The following is a 19,659-nucleotide window of genomic DNA, read 5'->3' as shown; positions in this document are numbered from 1 at the left end:
ATGTTACTGCTAAGGCTCTTTCAGAGCAACAGATTCCAAATACTTGTCTCTTACGGAGTAAGCTGTAAATTATTATTGCAATTAAGAAATTTTAGGAAAATGTTAAAAAACCCGACAGGTTAAAAACCTGTCGGGTTACTTTTAAACACCCAGCCCCTTAGCATCTCAGAACCTAAGCGCCTTAGTACCTAAAAAATCAGAACTTATACGTTACCCCCACTCTAAAGTTTCTTGGTGCTTCTGTTTGCCAATAGTAAGCAGAAAGCCATTCATAGTAAGATCCACTGTACAGGTATTTGTCCAGAATATTAAACACATTTGCTGTAACCTTAAACTTCCCGGTTTCATAAGATAAACCTCCATCCAGTTTAAAATAGTTGGGTAAGCTGATACCTCCTACACTCCAACTGTCCGTTTGACGGCCTGCAAGATAAGTCCCTCCTATAGAAGCCCCCAGTCCTTTTAACTTTCCGCTTTGAATGCTGTAGTTCAACCACGCATTTGCACTATGTTTAGCAAATCCCGGTACAACTGAACCCACCGTTATTTTTGGAATAACCGAACTTGTTACTATAGATTCTGTAAAAGCATAATTAGCAACAAGATTAAGTCCGTCTAATAACCTTCCTCTAATGTCAAATTCAATACCCTCCGCTCTTTTTTCTCCTAAAACAATTTTATAAATATCATTTGGTCCGTTCGTTGGATCGGCAGCAAGTTCATTCTGTTTTACGATTCTATAAGCTGCTAATGTAGTACTCCACGATTCGTCAAACCAATCTTTCTTAATTCCAAATTCCACATTATTTCCAGTTATCGGTTTTACCTGATCACCATTTTTAATAATTCCGGACTGCGGTATAAATGCCTGATCGTACAAACCATAAAGAGCTAAATTATCGGTCACAGAATAACTAAATCCTACACGTGGTGTAATATGACTATCAGATTCAATTGTTCCCCAACTGTTTTGGCTAATCCAAGTATATCGTGCTGCAAGAGTCAATCTCAATTTATTCTCAAAGAAACCAAGTTCATCCTGAATATAACCTGCTGCGTATTCTTGTGTTAATTTACCACCAGCTCTGACTGAAAGCGGTGTTGTACGATTGAAAACGGGAAAACCGTTAGAAGGCGTCCCGTAATTTGGACTGTAAACATTAAATGGATTTGCAGCTGTATCAAGATCATGAGACTGTCCCCAATCTGCCATATAATCTTTACTTCCTAAATCTACACCGCCTAATAGTTTATGCGTAACTTTTCCGGTCGTAAACTTTCCGTTTACGAATATCTGCCCCAAATACATATTACTTTCTGCGTCCCAAATACCCACATTTCTGATAATGTTGCCTTTACCAAGAGTATTTTCACTTGAACCAATTTTGCTTGGCCATGAACTGTATCCTTGCTGAATGTACTTGAAGTAAGAAGTTTGTGCTGTCAGTTTCCAATTATCATCAAACTTATGCTCAAACATAAAGTAGCCGTTATGGTCTTGAATATTAGTATCCGGAATACCAGGCTGTGTCAAAGTAAATCCAACCGGTAAAGTGGCATATCCATCAGATTTAGGTCCAAACACATAATAAGAACCTACTTCAGTCATGTTGGCATATTGAAAATTATACTCCGCCGTAATTTTCGTTTTATCATCAATCTGATACGTAAGCACGGGGGCAATTACATAACGGTTGTTGCGTTCAAATGCACGATGCGCACCTCTGTTTTGGGCAGCAGCATTAAAACGATACAATAGCTTTCCTTTTTTATCCAGTTTCCCATCAAGATCGATACTCGCTCTGTAAAAATCATAGCTTCCCGCCATTACACTGGCTTCTCCTTTTGTAATTCCGGTTGGTTTTTTAGTCACTACGTTATACAAACCACTTGGATCACCAACGGAAAGCATAAATCCTGCAGGTCCTTTCACAAACTCAATATGATCTACAAAACTCATGTCTTCCGTAAGCGGTCCCCAGGAAGAAGAAACTACGTTGAAACCATTACGGAACGCCTGAACCTGTGAACCACGCATTTTTATATTGGTATACAAATCTCCCCAGTGCTCAGAACGTATTGCCCCACTCACATTTCGAATTACTCCGTCACTCATACTTACAATCTGTTGATCTTTTAATGTCTGACCACTCACAATCTGAATATTTTGTGGAATTTCCAATACAGGTGTTTGAAGACGCAAAGATAAAGAAGGCTTGTCCTGCTTGTATTTATTTTTCGTAATCACAACTTCATCCAGGTCTTCCTGACTCTCCAAAAGCATGAAGTTTTTAGTAATCGTTTGCTTAGCTGCAACTGTAATTCTGTCTTCAACCGGACGAATTCCTACTGCGCTAATGCTAATAGTATAACTGGCTGCCTTAACATTTTTTATTTCGTACTGTCCGTGTTCGTTCGTAACGGCACTATACTTCGTTCCTTTAAGCGCAACAGAAACATTTTCTGCCGGTACATTTCCCGATAAGGAAACCTTTCCGATTACTTTTCCCAGTTCCTGACTCGTCATAGACAATGAACTTAGGAAAATCAAGGAAAATAAAACTTTTTTTAAACTCATGATATTTATTATTATTTGGTTTTCATCTCGCTGGCAAAAGTAATGGCTAAAACTCTGCTTTCCAAATTATTTTTAATCATTCTAAATAAATACAATTCAAAAAATAAAGAATTCACCACTAAAATCAAAAAGCGAAACATTTTGTGATCCAAATCACTCAATAACAAATAACTCTGCTTATCTTTAATCTGAAAAAAATCTAAAAACATCATTTCAGATATGAATCATACGAACACAATCAAAAAAGTAGCCATTGTTGGATACAACCGTATTCCGTTTGCAAGAGCTAATACGGCTTATGCCGAAGTTGGAAATCAGCAAATGATGATTGCTGCTCTTGATGGTCTTGTACACAAATACAATTTGAAAGGGAAATTATTAGGCGAAGTTGCCGGAGGTGCTGTAATCAAACATACCTATGATAATAACCTAATGAGAGAATGTGTTTTGAAAACGGCACTTGATCCCGCAACACCTGCCTGTGACTTACAGCAAGCCTGTGATACCGGAATTGAAAGTGCTATTTATATTGCCAACAAAATAGCCTTAGGTCAAATAGAATGCGGAATTGCCGGAGGGGTTGATTCTATTAGCGATATTCCAATGGCAGTAAGCGACAAGCTTAGAAAGATTCTGCTCAACGCCAGAAATGCAAAATCACTGGGTGAAAAACTAAAACAATTTTTAAAAATTCGTCCCAAAGATTTGGCACCGCTTGTTCCCCGAAATGAAGAAGTTCAAACCGGACTTTCGATGGGTGGACATACCGAAATCACAGCCAAACATTATAAAATTTCCCGTGAAGACCAGGATAATCTCGCGCTTAAAAGTCATCTCAATATGGCAAAAGCCTACGACGAAGGTTTTTTTGATGATATGATAACGCCATTCAACGGACTTTACAAAGACAATAATCTGAGAAAAGACAGTACACTTGAAAAGCTTGCCAAATTAAAACCGGCCTTTGACAAAACCAACGGAACCCTCACCGCTGGGAACTCAACACCATTAACTGATGGGGCGTCCTGCATACTTCTAGCCAGTGAAGAATGGGCCAAAGAACAGGGACTTCCAATTTTAGCCTACATCACTTTTGCAGAAATTGCTGCTATTGAATATGTCAAAAATCAGCAAAACCTTTTGTTGGCTCCTTTGTTTGCGGTCAGCAATATGCTCGACAAAGCAGGTTTAACTTTACAGGACTTTGATTATTATGAAATTCACGAAGCTTTTGCCGCGCAGGTTTTAGCCACTTTGAAGATCTGGGAGAGTCCGGAACTGAGTACTCAAATAGGACTGTCTAAAACCCTCGGTGCTATTGACCGCGAAAAACTAAACGTGAAAGGAAGCAGTCTCGCAGCCGCACACCCCTTTGCTGCCACAGGAGGCCGTATCATTGGCGTGATGGCCAAATTATTAAATGAAAAAGGATCAGGACGCGGACTAATTTCTATTTGTGCCGCCGGAGGACAAGGCGTTACCATGATTATCGAAAAATAAAAAAGACAAACCAATTGAAATAGAAATAAAAGAATTAAAACTGTAACATTAACAAAAAAAAAGTCTCTATAGTATAAAAAGCCGTTAACAAATTAACCCAAACATTTTTATATGAGAACCTTAAAACTTGTTACCTTACTTATTTTCATTCTTTTTTCGTTTTCGAAAATAAACGCGCAGTCCATTCAAAATGACAGTATAAAACTGGATTATACCAAAATCTATTCTCTTGCTTTGGATGGAAATCCAAAATTGGCCTTGACTCTACTAGACGCTGATCCAGCCAAAAAAATAGCAGAAAAGGATTTAAAATTCAAAAACAACTTTGAAAACCGCTTTAAATTTAAAGAAGACAAAAGTGATTTTCTGGAAACCAGAAAATCAAAAATAGATCAACTGTTAAAAATTTACAGAGATTATTGGCGCTTCTCTTTCTTAAACAAGGAAAAGAAAACAGATTCACTGATCCTAAAAAACGTTTCTAATTTTCTTAAAACGAATTTTCCTGCTGCCAAAAACTTACCGCTCAATGAAGACAGCATTAATGTTTACCAAAAAAAATACATCGCCAGTCTAGGCTATCATACTACAGGATTTGGAAAAACCGGAGGCTTGTATGATTTATTGGTTTGGAAAACAGAGAAAGACACCATTTATAAAGTCAATTATGACGGAAAAGAAACACCAATCAAAATCTTTTTTATGGATGATTTCGTAACGTTGGGCTGGAGCGAATACGCCACTTTAGGACGTTACTATCCTGCAGGCTGGGCAACTAAAGAAGCTTTGTTTTGTGTAAAAAAGGCTTATGACTTAAAATCGGAAAATTTCAGAGTGAGCTACATTGGTCACGAAGGCAGACACTTTGCCGATTACAAATTGTTTCCGAAATTAAAAGGAGTTGGTTCTGCCGATTTGGAATACAGAGGTAAATTAACTGAGTTGTCCCTTTACTCTGAAGAAGGCCTGATGAAACGAGTACAGTTTTTTATTAATACCGGAAACTATGATAGCGATAACGGCCATTCCATAGCGGCCTATTGTGTGATAAGAGATTTATCCCGAGTTTTATTCCAAAACGACTTCGAAAAAGATATCAATAAATGGAAAGCAATTCCGGTCGGTAAAATAAATGAAGCTGCAGCTAAACTTCTTGCTGAAAATACAAAGGCACTGGAGAAAATTCCAAATGTTGAAAAATTCATCAAATAAGACTTAGCTGAAAAAACTTATGCTTTCCTAAATCATAATTTTAGAGCCGCGTTCTGCTCTTTCTAATCTCGCCGAGGCGCAAAATCGCAAAGTTTTTTTTAATGAAAAATCAATTAAAAAAATCTGCAGCCCGAGCGATAACGAATTGACAAAGCAAATCAACTTGAAAAACATTTAACACATAGAGACATAGATTTGTATTCTAAAAAGAGGGTACAAAAGAGAAAATCATTTCTTTAACGTAGTGCTATGCATTTTATTTAAAGCGAAACGTCTTTTCCTGCATCTAAAACTATGTTTCTATGTGTTAAAATACAATTGCGGCTAACGGATCAATCTAACATCCGTTCTCAAGTATTAATTCTTATTTTGAATTACAATAAACAGTTCAAATAATAGCGTTTTCTTTACAAAAAACCATTTTTTTATAGTAAATTAGGCCTTCTAAAAATTTAAGTCACTTATAGAATTGGTGTATAAATTCATTTTAAACTAAAATAAAAATGATTGACTCAAAAATACCCGAAGGCCCACTAGCCGATAAATGGAACAATTACAAAGCAAAAGCGAAACTCGTAAATCCCGCCAACAGAAAAAAACTAAACGTTATTGTGGTCGGAACCGGTCTTGCGGGTGCCTCCTGCGCAGCGTCTCTGGCTGAACAAGGTTATAATATCCAATCCTTTTGCTTTCAGGATTCTGCCAGACGTGCCCATTCTGTTGCAGCACAAGGAGGTGTTAATGCTGCCAAAAATTACAAAAACGATGGCGACAGTACCTTCAGAATGTTCTATGATACCATCAAAGGCGGTGATTTCAGATCCCGTGAAGCCAATGTCTACCGCTTGGCCGAATGTTCTGCACATTTAATAGATCATGCCGTAGCACAAGGCGTTCCTTTTGCCAGAGAATATGCAGGTTACCTAAACAACCGCTCTTTTGGTGGCGTTCAGGTTTCAAGAACCTTTTATGCACGCGGACAAACCGGGCAGCAGCTTTTACTAGGTGCTTATCAGGGATTATTACGTCAGGTTTCCTTAGGAAAAGTAACGATGCATACCCGTCACGAGATGCTGGAATTAGTTGTTATTGATGGAAAAGCAAAAGGCATTATCGCCCGAAATCTGGAAACAGGAGCTTTGGAGCGTCATGTTGCCGATGCTGTTGTACTGGCTTCCGGAGGCTACGGAAAAGTATATTATCTTTCTACACTGGCAATGGGCTGTAATAGTTCGGCCATTTGGAGAGCTCATAAAAAAGGTGCTTATATGGCGGGAGTAAGCTGGATTCAGTTTCATCCTACTTCACTTCCTCAACACGGAGCCAATCAGTCCAAACTCACTTTAATGTCAGAATCTTTGCGGAACGACGGACGAATCTGGGTTCCGAAAAAGGCCGAAGACCAGCGAAATGCCAATACAATCCCCGAAGAAGAACGAGATTATTATCTGGAACGCCGATATCCATCTTTTGGAAATCTTGCGCCCCGTGATATTTCGTCACGGGCTGCCAAAGAGCGAATTGATGCCGGACATGGTGTAGGCCCCATGAAAAATGCCATTTATTTGGATTTCTCAGATGCTATAAAAGCACAGGGAAAAGATAAAATTGAAGCCAAATACAGCAATCTATTTGCCATGTATGAAAAAATTACCGGAATCAATGCTTACAAAGAACCCATGTTAATCTCCCCTGCTGCTCACTTTACGATGGGCGGACTTTGGGTAGATTATGAACTAATGACCAGTATTCCCGGATTATTTGCTTTGGGAGAAGCCAATTTTGCCGATCACGGTGCAAACAGACTGGGGGCTAATTCCTTGCTTCAGGCTTGTGTAGACGGTTATTTTATAGCTCCCTATACGATTCCTAATTATTTGGCTGGAGAATTAAATGCACCCAAAGCTACGATCAGCCATCCTACTTTTGATGAAGCCGAAAAAGCAGTTCGAACTCAGCTGGATCATTTCTTAAACAGTAAAGGCACACTTTCTACCGATCACTTTCATAAAAAAATTGGAAGATTACTTTACGAAAAATGCGGTCTTTCCAGAAGCAAGGAAAAACTCGAAGAGGCTCTTGAGGATATCAAAGCCTTAAAAACTTCTTTTGAAAAGGATTTACTGATTACCGGAGATGATACTTTAAATAGTGAACTCGAAAAAGCCGGCCGAATTGCCGATTACATCGAGTTGGCCGAACTAATGTGTTACGATGCTTTACAAAGAGAAGAATCCTGTGGTGCCCACTTTCGGGAAGAATTTCAAACTGCCGATGGTGAAGCAGTTCGAAATGATACCGATTTCTGTTATGTCTCGGCCTGGGAATGGAAAGGTCCAGCGAAACAGCCCGAATTGCATAAGGAACCTCTTGTATTTGAGTCGGTTGAACTTGCTGTAAGAAGTTATAAATAATAAAAAGTTAAAGCAATATGAAACTATATCTTAAAATATGGCGACAGTCTGATACTTCTTCTAAAGGAAAAATGATAGATTATGAAATCGATGAAGTTTCAGAACATATGTCATTTCTGGAAATGCTTGATCTTTTAAATGAATCTTTAATTCAGAAAAAAGAACGTGTTATTGAGTTTGATCACGATTGCCGCGAAGGAATTTGCGGACAATGTGGTGTTATGATTGATGGAAGAGCACACGGCCCCTTAAAAAACACCACTACCTGTCAGCTTCATATGAGAAGTTTTAAAGATGGAGATACCATTTATATTGAACCTTTTCGGGCAAAAGCCTTTCCTGTACTGAGAGATTTAAAAATTGACCGCTCCGCTTTTGATGCCATTATTGAATCTGGTGGTTTTATTGGAGTCTCCACGGGTCAGGCGCCTGAAGCCAATACGATTCCGATATCTTACGAGACTGCCGAAGCGTCTTTTGATGCCGCAGCCTGCATTGGTTGTGGGGCCTGCGTAGCAACTTGCAAAAACGCCAGCGCTGCCTTGTTTACAGGTGCCAAAATCACACATCTGGCTTTATTACCACAAGGACAAGTCGAGGCTTCAAAAAGAGTGCTGACCATGGTAAACCAGATGGATGCAGAAGGTTTTGGAAACTGCTCCGATACCAGAGCCTGTGAAATTGAGTGCCCACAAGGTATTTCGATTCTTTCGATCGCAAAAATGAATGCCGAATATACTAAAGCTTTAATTTTTAAAAAATAATAAAACACAACCTTAGTTAATTTATTAAACACATAGAAACATAGATTTTCAAACTCAGGAATATCATTTCATAAGTTTACAAACTATGCCGAGGAAATGTATTTCTTTTTCGAAGCCTTTTTGCCCCTACAATGTCTGTGTTTCTATGTGTTATTAAAAAATAAAACCGACAAGTTTCGAAAACCTGTCGGATTTGCTATAAAGTATCATACTGCAAAATAAGGCGTTAAAATATCTCCAAAATTATACAGCCCTTTGGGTTTGTTTTCTAAATTTTCGGCAACAAAAACAACTCCGTTTCCAAACGCTTCCCTCGAAATTGATTCATGTATTAAACGAACCGTCTGAAAAGGGAATCCAAATATAACTTCATGTTTACCAACTATTCCTCCTGCTCTGACTGAATTAATATTGCTTTTATCAATATCCAGAGCTTCTGCAATTTTTACCGCAGTTCCCGAAGTTCCTACTTTCTTTTTAAAATGTTCTTCGTTCACCTCGATATCAACCCAAGGCGCAATTTTTTTTAAAAATTTAGCAGCAAAAAGCAGATAATTCACCCCAAGCGTAATATTTGGCGACCAGAATACCGTCGTTTTATGTGCCAGTTTCTTTAATAATTGCAATTCCTTTTCTTTGTAATGAGAAATTGCCGAGATAATCTTGACCTTTCGCTTTGCAGCAATTTCTCCATACGTATAAATACCTTCATTGGAAGAAAAATCAATAATTACATCAACCGGATGCTTGTCCAGTAATTCTTCCATTGTCGTTTTAGAACCCGAGTAAATTAAACCCGGTTCTTTTGAAGGAATGCCAAGAAATTCTGAAACCGATCTGTGTTCTAAAACAGTACTTTGTCTTAAAACCCACTCCAGACAAAATTTATTGTTTTCCAGCAGTACAGAAGCTACCGATTTTCCTGTTTTTCCGAATCCTATTAAACCTATTTTCATAATTTACCTTTTTATGAGCAGATTGCCCGTTTATAAAATTGACACTTTTGAAACTTCATGCCAAATCAAAAATTCAATTATTATCTAAGCAGATAATTATCCACTTCTAGTAAAAATAAAGATTATATGACGAGATCACTAATAACAACTTATATAACTAACAATAAACAAACACGTTAACAGGAATACTACTGTGAAAATATTTTATAAGAAGCTGTAAAGATGTTTTTAAAACGATTGCCTGAAGAATATTACTTTAGCTGTGTTTTTAAACATAATTAGACTTTACAAAAAATAGAGAATTTGTTCTCCAAATAAAATAATAGACGATTCTTGCGCATTTTTAAATAAGATATCTATATTTGCAACAACGTTGCGTTAGTTTAAAAGCTAGAAAGTCCGCCAGAAACAGGACTTTCTCCATCAAGAATGAAAAAGAAAATTGTGTTAATTAATCTTTTTATGTCTGTTACTGTATTGTTTGCAATGCTGTTTCAGACGCTGCATTCTTACGAACATGTTTACAAGCAGCTTACAAGCAAACATTGCGACCATACTTATATTGACGGACAAAAGCAAATTACGCACAGCCATACTGCTGATACCAATTGCCAGATTTGTCATTTTACATTTAGTACTTTTATTCCGGAAACCTTTCAGTCTTACTCCTTTCTTAAAGTAAGTATTGAAACTTGCTGCGCGTTCTTTTATGTAAAAACCGCTGCTGTCTTTTTCAAAGGCAGTCTTTTTGCTCTTAGGGCACCACCTTCAATTTATTAGTTTACTGCGTTTTTATCCAAAAAACTAAGAACATCACTTGCTTGTCTTTTTAAAAGTCAGGCAAAACCCATTTGTAGTTTTATCTGCTGCCTTTTTCAAAAAAAATGCTGACCAATAAAACCTGAAAGGCCATTCTCGCTTATCCAATACAACTGTTTTTTTTGGGTTTCAATCGTTGTAAACACCATTTCCCTTACTTCCTTCATTGCAAAGATGCCTTAGCTGTAAACCAGTAGGTTGGACTTTGGCTATGATTGGCAGTAAAGACTCCTGTTAAAAATCATCCAAATACATAATAACTATGCTTATAGCTGAAAATCTGACAAAGAAATATGGCGATCATATTGCTTTAAACAAACTGAATTTAACAATTAACGAAGGCGAAATCTTTGCCTTACTGGGACAGAACGGTGCCGGAAAAACAACCACCATCAATTTGTTTCTAGGTTTTATCGCTCCAACAGACGGAGAACTGAAAATCAACGATATCTCGGTTATCGAAAATGCGCAGGAAACAAAAAAGTATGTCGCTTATATTCCGGAAACAGTGATGTTGTACCCAAATCTTACCGGTTTAGAAAATTTAAAGTTCTTTTCGTCTCTGGCGGGATTCAAATATTCAGAAGGAGAACTCACCTATTTCCTTTCAAAGGCAGGACTGCAACTTAAAGCACACCATCAAAACTTAGGTGGTTATTCGAAAGGAATGCGTCAAAAAGTTGGAATTGCAATCGCAATCGCCAAGAAAGCCAAGGTTCTCTTATTGGACGAACCTACCAGTGGTTTAGATCCTAAAGCTTCCAACGAGTTTTCTCAAATATTAAAAGAGCTTTCTGCAGATGGAACGGCCATACTGATGGCTACGCACGACATTTTCAGAGCCAGAGAAGTTGCCTCTCATATTGGCATTATGAGACAGGGAAATCTCGTTACCGTTATAGAAGCCGATAAAATCTCGGCAAATGAACTGGAAGATTTGTATTTACAAACTGTATAAAAGGAAATTACATTTTTCCAAACCCATCCAAAAAAAATGAAACATTTTATTCTCTCACTGTTTTTAATAATTATTAGTCAGTTTGCACAATCGCAAACCGTTAATAAAAAAACATCCGATACCATATCTAACAAAACAGAACGCACCGAATTGCAAACGGTTGAAATTATAGGCCGTTCGACCAAAAAATATAATAGTGATTATTCTTTTGCAGCAACAAAAACAGCCGCCCTCAACAAAGATATTCCACAATCTATAGCAACGATCACCAAAGAACTAATTGCAGATAAAGGCGCCATTTACCTGGCCGATGCTGTCAAGATGGCCAGTGGTGTTATTCCCGCAAGTTATTACAATCAGTATACGATTCGCGGAATCAGTCAAAACGAAGAAGGCCAGATCATAAACGGCATGCGAACACATCAACATTACTTCTTGCAACCTTTAACGACCAATATTGAACGAGTTGAAGTGATTAAAGGACCTTCGAGTGCTACATTCTCTTCTGTCGATCCGGGTGGAAGCATTAATATGGTTACTAAAAAACCACTGGCTGTTGATCGAAAAGAGATAAGTCTGAGTGCAGGAAGCTTTAGCACTTTGCGCGGAACTTTAGATTTTACTGGCCCATTGAACGAATCAAAAACCCTTTTGTACCGTGTAAATGGTGCCTATCAGGAAGCCAAATCGTTTCGGGATCTGGTTCGCAATAAATCGTTTTTGATTTCGCCATCCTTCAGCTACATTCCGAATGAAAAAACAGCCATCAATACCGAATTAATTTTGAGCAACATGACCGGAGTTCTGGATCGCGGACAGCCAATTTTTGGTGCCGTTGCGGGAGTTACCAGTCTAAATAAAACTCCGATTAGCTTAAATTTAGGTGCCCCAAGTGATTTCTATAAATCAAAAGAAATGATTTTGACCACCAATTTCGTTCATAAGTTCAACTCTAAAATAGGTTTTAATGCATCGTACATGAAACAAACCTGGACAGAAGATCTTCAGGAACACAGAACTACAAATGCTTTTGCAGTCGACATGAACAATAAACCTGTCAGTAGTCTGGCCATGATGCAATTTGTACAGCGTCAGCAATATTGGGACGTTGATAACCTGAGTGCTTATTTCAACTTTGATTTAAATACAGGAAAAGTAAAACATAAATTATTGGCAGGTTACGATTTAAACAGCTGGAACAAAACCAAAGGCGGTGGACAAAATGCTGCCAGAGGTTATTTATTGAAAGACGGAACGGTAGCCAGTTCATTTGTTGCTGCCAATGCTGCCAATTATCAAACCATAACAGTCGATGGGGTGGTTTTACCAAAACCAAATGTAAATTATTTTAACCTGAACAATCCCAATTATACCTTAACAAGTCCTGACGATTATACACTCAATGTTCGTACTGCCTTGCCATCTGCATTAACCAGTACCAACGCAATTTATATCCAGGATCAGGTACAATGGGAAAGATTTACCGTTTTACTGGGCTTGCGTCAAGAATGGTTTAAAGACATCACAAACTACAAATCCAACAATGAACTGACTGTTAAAAAGTCGGCTTTACTGCCGCGTATTGGAGTGACTTATGCCGTAAACAATCAAATAAACGTTTACACAACTTATCTTGAAGGTTATCAGCCACAATCGAATACGGTATCTTTGATGCCTCAAACAGGAAGTTTACCAGCCGGAAGTTTGTTTGATCCACTGAAAAGCAACTTGAAAGAAGTTGGACTGAAAGCTACTTTTTTCAACAATTCCGTAAGTTTCAACGCCGCTCTTTATGAAATCAACCAGCGTAATATCCTAATGAATGCCAACGACCCGGCAAATCCTGATTTGCTGGTAACAAGAGGTGCTGAAAGAAGTCGTGGTTTCGAATGTGACGTAGCAGGTTTTATTACGGCCGACTGGCAAATAAACGCTTCGTACAGTTATATTGATGCCGAAATTACCAATGATCGCGATCCTTCGTTAATTGGAGCCCGAAAACAAAATACACCAAAAAACAGCGCCAATTTGTGGACACGCTACAATTTCAACTCTGATTCGGCTCTAAAAGATTTGGGTATTGGTTTCGGAATGCAATATCAAAGCAGCAAAGTGCCTTGGTTTACAAGATCTTTTACACTGCCTGACTTTACTGCTTTTGATGCAGCTTTGTACTACAAACCAAACAAAAGTAATATGCAGATCGCCCTGAATGCGGGTAATTTATTCAATAAAACGTATTGGTTGGGTGCCCAGAATTATCTAAGACTATTTCCCGGAGCACCGCGAAATTTCACTCTTACTGTAACTTACAAATTTTAAACTGTATCATGTCATTATACATCGAAATTTTAATTGCCAGACATCTTAAAAATGCTGTTTTTAAAAATACGGCCGTCTATATCATCACACTCTTTATTGGTATCATACTCCTTTATGCTGCTTTTTCAGGTTGGGAAAATTACAACAACCAAAATCAGACCAGCGAAAAATACCAGCATGAATCACGCGAAGACTGGCTTAACAATCCAGATAAAAACCCGCACCGAATGGCACATTACGGAAATTTTGCCTTTCGAAAAAGTACTCCTTTGAGCGTTTTTGAATTTGGAATGGAACCCTTCTTTGGGAATGCTATATTTCTTGAAGCACACAAACAAAATAGTGCCAATTTTTCTGAAGCGGGATTCTCTAACAGTATGCTCCGTTTTGGAGAAATCAGCATTGCAATGGTTTTACAAATTTTACTGCCTTTACTGATTTTTTTCTTAGGATTTAATGCGGTCGCAGCCGAAAGAGAAAATGGGACTCTAAAACTACTTTTAAGCCAGGGAATTAGCTGGAAACAGCTCTTAACCGGAAAGATAGTAGGAATTGTAAATGTAATCCTGCTGCTTTTTGTTCCTACCATACTAGTCCTTGTACTTCTATGGTTGCTGCTTCAGGATTTTACAATTTCAACAGATGAAACCATCAAAATGCTACTGTTTATTCTGTTTCATTTTATTTACCTGATCTTCTTTTGCGTGATTGCTGTGCTGATTTCTGCTTCAAGCAAAACCTCCAAAAAAGCCTTGATTTCCTTAATCGGAATCTGGCTGGTTCTCACCATTATTTTACCCCGAACTACTCAGGCAATCGGAGCATATCTTTACGAAGCACCCTCAAAAATACAATTCAACAGTGCTATCGAAAAAGACATCCTGAAACAAGGTGACAGTCATAATCCTAACGATTTACATTACAAGGCCATCAAAGATTCCTTGCTGAGCGTTTACAAAGTCGATTCGGTACAAAAACTGCCTTTTAATTATTCGGGGTTTATCATGACCGAAGGAGAGAAAATCAGTTCGAAGATTTACAACCAACACTTAGAAGAGCTGCTAAAAGTTTACGACCAGCAAAATAGCTTCTCCAAAGCCGTTTCATTCCTGAATCCGTACATCGCGATCCGAAACCTGTCAATGGGTCTATCCAATACCGATTATGGTTCGTATGTCGATTTTCAGAAACAGGCGGAGCGTTATCGCTATACTATGGCACAAAAAATGAATGCTTTGCAGGTTAAATACATCAGTAATAAAAAGCCGGGACCAAACGACAAGCCTTTATCCATCAGCAAAGAACACTGGGCTGATCTGGAAGAATTTCATTATGAGCCAAAAGAAGTCCCGGCTATTTTAAAGTCCGAAATACTCTCTGTAGTTTCTATTTTTCTGTGGATTATCCTGCTTTTTGTTCTTATACGAATTGCAGCTAAAAACCTTAAAGCCCTCTAATATGCTAGCATTACTTTTTAAAAATTTCATACGCTCAAAAGGTACCAAAATTGGATTGGTTTTCCTGTTGCTCATCGGATTCATCAGTCTTTTAATTGGAAAGCAATTTCAACAAAAGCAGCAGAATAATATTGTAGAAGCTGCATTATACCAAAAAGAACATATTGCGCGAAATGCCGCTTTTCACAAAGACGAAATGGGACTGCTGCTCTATTACATCAAATTTTCGCTAATCAATAAAACATTGCCTGTTAACAGTCTGGCGATTGGTCAGCGCGATGTAAATCCATCGATTCAAAGCGTCACTATTCGGGGTTTGGAAGGTCAGAAATACGATGCGGAGCTCAATAATCCCAACAATCTGTTGTCCGGGAATATCGATTTTAGTTTTGTACTGATTTACCTTTTTCCACTTTTAATTATTGCATTCTCTTACAATCTGGTTTCGGAAGAAAAAGAAAGCGGAACCTGGAAAATTGTGTCTACGCAAAGTGAAAATACATTTTTATACATTCTGAAGCTGTTTTACATCCGGATCTTAAGTTTAATTGCTTTGTTGACCTTTTTAGTTCTTTTAGCCGTTTTAATCTTAGGAATTCCTTTTGACGCAGCACTTCTCACCTTTTACGGGCTGGGTGTTATGTATATTTTGTTTTGGTTTGCTGCCTGCTTTTTTATCGTTTCCCTACAAAAAAACTCCAACTTCAACGCGGTTATTTTACTTACGATCTGGCTGTTTCTAATTGTTATTCTGCCGGCAGTAATCAATACGTATATCGTGAATAAATATCCGATTCCCGAAGCTTTGGAGTTAACAGTAAAGCAACGCAATGCCTATCATGAAAAATGGGATATGGATAAGAAAATTACAATGAATAAATTCTATCAGCATTATCCGCAATTCAAGCGTTATTCTTTGCCAAATACCGAATTCAACTGGCTTTGGTATTATGCCATGCAACAGGCGGGTGACGACGATTCGGTAGAGCAATCTCAGGAACTGCAATCCAAATTAGAACAGCGCAACAAAGCCAGTCAGTTTATCTCACAGTTCTTTCCTACTTTGCATGCTCAGCTTCAACTGAATGAAATTGCAAAGTCTGATTTAGGAAACCAGCTTTTATTTTTGAAGGAAACCAAACATTTTCATGAAAAAATGAGATTGTATTTTTATCCAAAAATATTTGATAATGCCCCTGTGGTTAAAGAAAACTGGTCAAAATTTAAGGTAGAGACTTTCACAGATCCTACTAAAATTAATTATACGAGAGCTTTTTTGCCTTTACTGTTTTTCAATTTGTTACTAATCGGTTTGGGCTGGATGAATTTCAAAAACAACAGAAAAGAAACCTTTTAAAAGGGATTGTCTCAACTTAAGAATATTATTTTAACACATAGAAACATAGTTTAATAAAGAAGAACAAAGCGTTTGACCTCAAATAAAACGCATATTATGCGAAAGAAATGTATTTCTCTTTTGTATGCTCTTTAGTGATACAATCTATGTTTCTTTGTGTTTCATCATTTTAGCGTTCCAACATCGAAATCAATATTTCAATTTATCCTATTTAAAAATTTTAAAAAAAAATCTTTGATTTTAAATCAATATCGTAATATTGCAATATTATATTTAAAATCACATGGGAGCTTCTAAAACGGAACATTTTACCGACAAACAAAATCAGATCGCTACTATCGCCAAAGCACTGGGACATCCGGCTAGAATTGCTATTATTGAATATTTGCTTAAAGTAAACGAATGTATTTGCGGAGATATTGTAAACGAATTGCCACTTGCACAGCCCACCGTTTCGCAACACCTGAAAGAACTAAAAAATGCAGGCCTTATCAAGGGAAACATTGAAGGAAACGCCATCTGTTACTGTATAAACGAAGAAACTTTTGATATTCTAAATACCTATTTTTCCGCTATTATTGCGGTTACAAAAAATCAAAAATGCTGTTAAAGGCTTTTTTTAACTTACTATATCGCAATATTGCATTATAACTATAAAACAAAAAAAATGAAACTATCAGACATTAAAAGCATACTGCCTACCCTTGAAAACGTAGCATTTCAACTGGAAAATGGAACTTTTGTTCCGGAGCATTTTCACGTCACTGAGGTGGGAATGATCACTAAGAATTTTATCGACTGCGGCGGTGTAATTCGTCAGGAAAAAAGTGTCAACTTTCAACTTTGGAATGCAGACGATTATGAACATCGCTTGAAACCCGGTAAACTATTGCACATCATTAACCTTTCAGAAGAAAAATTAAACATTGAAGATCTGAATATAGAAGTCGAATACCAGAACGAAACTATAGGCCGATACGATTTAGAGTTTAATGGAAATCATTTTGTATTAAAAAATAAAGTTACAGCCTGTCTGGCACAAGATGCCTGTGGAATTCCGTTACCATCCGGCTTTATCGAATTAAACAAGGACAATACAAACTCCTGTTCCCCTAATTCAGGCTGTTGCTAAGCTATGAGTACTTTCTTTCTTAAATATAAAAAACCAATTATAATCACTACAGCTGTTATTGTACTGCAACTGATTTATGGCTTTGAGCCTAAATTTTGCATTATCAATATCATTTGGTTACTCGTTTAAAACTATGACAAAAAATATTCTCGTGCTTTGCACAGGAAATAGCTGCCGAAGCCAGATTGCCGAAGGTTATTTGCGCCATTTTCTGGGCAACAAAGCCCATGTTTACAGTGCCGGCATTGAAACTCACGGGGTAAATCCCAGAGCCATTGCCACTATGAAAGAAGACGGAATCGATATTTCAAAGCATACTTCAAATCACATCGACGAGTATCAAAACATTGTTTTTGATGTTGTCCTTACGGTTTGTGATAATGCCAAAGCGCAATGTCCTTTCTTTCCTTCAAACGCATTAAAGTTACATCACAATTTTCCGGACCCTGCCAAAGCAACAGGGACAGAAAAAGAAATTATGCAGGAGTTTCGCACCGTGAGACAAATGATCAAAGAATATTGCAGTGCATTTGCAAAAACGATCAACACAGATTATTAAACACAAATCTATGTCTCTATGTGTTTAAATTTTAGCATCCCAATCATCGGAACCTATATCTTAACACATAGAAACATAGTTCTAAATGCTGAAAAAGGCGTTTCACTCCAAATAAAGCACAGAACACTATGTGAAAGAAATGTTTTTCTCTTTTGTATTCTCTTTTAACAATACAATCTATGTCTCTATGTGTTTAAATTTTAGCGTTCCAACATACAAACCTCTATTCTAACACATAAAAACATAGTTCTAAATGCTGAGAAAGTCGTTTCACTTCAAATAAAACACATATCACTATGTGAAAGAAATGTATTTCTCTTTTGTATCCTCTTTTAATAATACAATCTATGTTTCTATGTGCTAAAAAAAATTACCACTACTCTACTTCTCATCATAATTTGTTATTCCTTTATTGAAGTATAAAATGATATGACAATCAGAATGCAGCGATCCTTTTTTAAATTTGTTTGAAACGAAAAGAAGCTTCTGCCTCTTTGTAAATCTACCTCATCATGAAACTACAACACCTTCAGATTCAAACCAACAATATTCAAGAAACAACAACATTCTATCAAGACGTACTTAATCTTTCAATTCTCGAAAAAGATTCCAACTCAATTAGCATTCAGGCAGGTAAATCGATCTTAAAGTTTATCGAAAATCCGCAATTTGATTCCATCTATCACTTTGCTTTTAATATCCCTCAAAACAAGCTTCAGGAAGCCATTAAATGGGCCACAAACAAACTGGATTTAATTATTATTGAAGACACGAATGTAATTGCCAATTTTGAGAGCTGGAATGCCAATGCCATTTATTTTTATGATAACAATGGTAATATACTGGAATTCATTGCCAGATACGATCTCGACAATTCCCAAACGAAATCTTTTAGTTCTAAATCCATACTAAACATTAGTGAAATTGGAATTGTCAACGAACATCCTTTGGATTTAGCAAACCAGTTAGTAACCGAACACGAGTTAGAACTCTTCAGTAAAAATGACAATAACGAGCTCTTTGCTGCCGTTGGAAATGATGAAGGACTGCTCATTATCGTACGTCCGGGTCGAAATTGGTATCCTACGAAAACACCTTCTAAAAGCAATTCAACCGAAGTTCGCATAGAAAATAACGGAGCTCAGACTGAATTGAAGTTTTCCTAAAGATTTGCCCGCTCCTCTTCTATTTTTTTTAATTTTATACAAAACTCAAAATCTAAAAAATGCCATTTGTACGAATCAGTTTGCCTAAGAAGCTTTCATTAGTAACCAAAAACAATATTTCAGAAGCGATTCATCAATCTTTAATAGCAGAATTTCATATTCCAAGTGCTGATTATTTTCATGTAATTGAAGAATTAGAGCGGCATCAGATAAAATATCCTGAAAGTTATCTTGGTGTTTCACATTCTGAAGAAATTGTATATGTCCAGATCACCGCAGGACAAGGTCGAACAGTAGAACAAAAAAGGAAATTATACCATCAAATCGCTACGAAAATTGCTGCAACAACAGAGATTCTAATTAATAATGTGATTATTGTTTTATTGGAAAATAACGGTCTGGAAAACTGGTCTTTTGGTAACGGAGAAATTCAGGAACCAACACATTTAAAAAAATAAGCTTTTA

16 protein-coding genes are annotated in these 19,659 nt (G+C 37.2%); 14 read left to right on the top strand and 2 right to left on the bottom strand.

Features of this window, described 5'->3' with window-relative positions; genetic code table 11:
- Window positions 1-196: 196 nt before the first annotated feature.
- Window positions 197-2,578, bottom strand: a complete 2,382-nt coding sequence (locus OGZ34_RS14350) for a TonB-dependent receptor (protein ID WP_263360647.1) — start codon at window positions 2,576-2,578, stop codon at window positions 197-199.
- A gap of 219 nt (window positions 2,579-2,797) precedes the next feature.
- On the opposite strand from OGZ34_RS14350, the gene OGZ34_RS14345 reads away from it, so the two are divergent.
- The 4 genes from OGZ34_RS14345 (at window position 2,798) to OGZ34_RS14330 (ending at window position 8,468) form a co-directional block, all read left to right on the top strand.
- Entirely contained in the window at window positions 2,798-4,078 is a 1,281-nt protein-coding gene (locus OGZ34_RS14345) for an acetyl-CoA C-acetyltransferase (protein ID WP_263360646.1), read from the top strand.
- 111 nt (window positions 4,079-4,189) lie between these two features.
- The gene (locus OGZ34_RS14340) at window positions 4,190-5,290 is read left to right on the top strand and encodes a hypothetical protein (protein WP_263360645.1); all 1,101 of its coding nucleotides are present in this window, start codon (window positions 4,190-4,192) and stop codon (window positions 5,288-5,290) included.
- 503 nt (window positions 5,291-5,793) lie between these two features.
- Window positions 5,794-7,704 carry a fumarate reductase/succinate dehydrogenase flavoprotein subunit gene (locus tag OGZ34_RS14335; RefSeq protein WP_263360644.1) on the top strand — a complete coding sequence of 637 codons (1,911 nt, stop codon included), beginning with the start codon at window positions 5,794-5,796 and terminating at the stop codon, window positions 7,702-7,704.
- A gap of 17 nt (window positions 7,705-7,721) precedes the next feature.
- Complete coding sequence (locus tag OGZ34_RS14330; RefSeq protein WP_173964225.1) at window positions 7,722-8,468, top strand: succinate dehydrogenase/fumarate reductase iron-sulfur subunit; 747 nt, start codon at window positions 7,722-7,724, stop codon at window positions 8,466-8,468.
- Between the two features lie 206 nt (window positions 8,469-8,674).
- Here the strand turns inward: OGZ34_RS14330 and OGZ34_RS14325 are convergent, their stop codons facing one another.
- Complete coding sequence (locus tag OGZ34_RS14325; RefSeq protein ID WP_263360643.1) at window positions 8,675-9,424, bottom strand: 4-hydroxy-tetrahydrodipicolinate reductase; 750 nt, start codon at window positions 9,422-9,424, stop codon at window positions 8,675-8,677.
- Between the two features lie 429 nt (window positions 9,425-9,853).
- Here OGZ34_RS14325 and OGZ34_RS14320 point away from each other — a divergent pair, with 429 nt between their 5' ends.
- The 10 genes from OGZ34_RS14320 to OGZ34_RS14275 all read left to right on the top strand — a co-directional run bounded on the left by OGZ34_RS14320 (window position 9,854) and on the right by OGZ34_RS14275 (window position 19,652).
- A complete protein-coding gene (locus OGZ34_RS14320) occupies window positions 9,854-10,204 on the top strand; it encodes a hypothetical protein (protein WP_173964227.1) in 351 nt (116 codons plus the stop codon).
- A 301-nt stretch (window positions 10,205-10,505) separates the two neighbouring features.
- Window positions 10,506-11,201, top strand: coding sequence for an ABC transporter ATP-binding protein (locus OGZ34_RS14315; protein WP_173964228.1), 696 nt, complete (start codon window positions 10,506-10,508; stop codon window positions 11,199-11,201).
- A 36-nt stretch (window positions 11,202-11,237) separates the two neighbouring features.
- Window positions 11,238-13,523 carry a TonB-dependent siderophore receptor gene (locus OGZ34_RS14310; RefSeq protein WP_263360642.1) on the top strand — a complete coding sequence of 762 codons (2,286 nt, stop codon included), beginning with the start codon at window positions 11,238-11,240 and terminating at the stop codon, window positions 13,521-13,523.
- 8 nt (window positions 13,524-13,531) lie between these two features.
- Complete coding sequence (locus OGZ34_RS14305) at window positions 13,532-14,980, top strand: ABC transporter permease (RefSeq protein WP_263360641.1); 1,449 nt, start codon at window positions 13,532-13,534, stop codon at window positions 14,978-14,980.
- Window position 14,981: 1 nt separating this feature from the next.
- The gene (locus tag OGZ34_RS14300) at window positions 14,982-16,337 is read left to right on the top strand and encodes a DUF3526 domain-containing protein (protein ID WP_263360640.1); all 1,356 of its coding nucleotides are present in this window, start codon (window positions 14,982-14,984) and stop codon (window positions 16,335-16,337) included.
- 283 nt (window positions 16,338-16,620) lie between these two features.
- Window positions 16,621-16,947, top strand: coding sequence for an ArsR/SmtB family transcription factor (locus OGZ34_RS14295; RefSeq protein ID WP_263360639.1), 327 nt, complete (start codon window positions 16,621-16,623; stop codon window positions 16,945-16,947).
- Between the two features lie 57 nt (window positions 16,948-17,004).
- Window positions 17,005-17,469: a DUF6428 family protein gene (locus tag OGZ34_RS14290; protein ID WP_263360638.1), complete on the top strand. Its 465-nt coding sequence runs from the start codon at window positions 17,005-17,007 to the stop codon at window positions 17,467-17,469.
- Window positions 17,470-17,602: 133 nt separating this feature from the next.
- Window positions 17,603-18,028, top strand: coding sequence for an arsenate reductase ArsC (locus OGZ34_RS14285; RefSeq protein WP_263360637.1), 426 nt, complete (start codon window positions 17,603-17,605; stop codon window positions 18,026-18,028).
- 512 nt (window positions 18,029-18,540) lie between these two features.
- Window positions 18,541-19,194: a VOC family protein gene (locus OGZ34_RS14280; protein ID WP_263360636.1), complete on the top strand. Its 654-nt coding sequence runs from the start codon at window positions 18,541-18,543 to the stop codon at window positions 19,192-19,194.
- Window positions 19,195-19,253: 59 nt separating this feature from the next.
- Window positions 19,254-19,652 (top strand): tautomerase family protein, encoded by a 399-nt coding sequence (locus tag OGZ34_RS14275; protein WP_263360635.1) that lies wholly within the window; start codon window positions 19,254-19,256, stop codon window positions 19,650-19,652.
- Window positions 19,653-19,659: the final 7 nt, after the last annotated feature.

Origin of the sequence: Flavobacterium collinsii, from assembly GCF_946903285.1 — a bacterium.
In the GTDB taxonomy this organism is placed as follows: Bacteria; Bacteroidota; Bacteroidia; order Flavobacteriales; family Flavobacteriaceae; genus Flavobacterium; species Flavobacterium collinsii.
The sequence above is the reverse complement of the archived record's forward strand: the minus strand, read 5'-3'. Positions and strand labels throughout refer to the sequence as shown.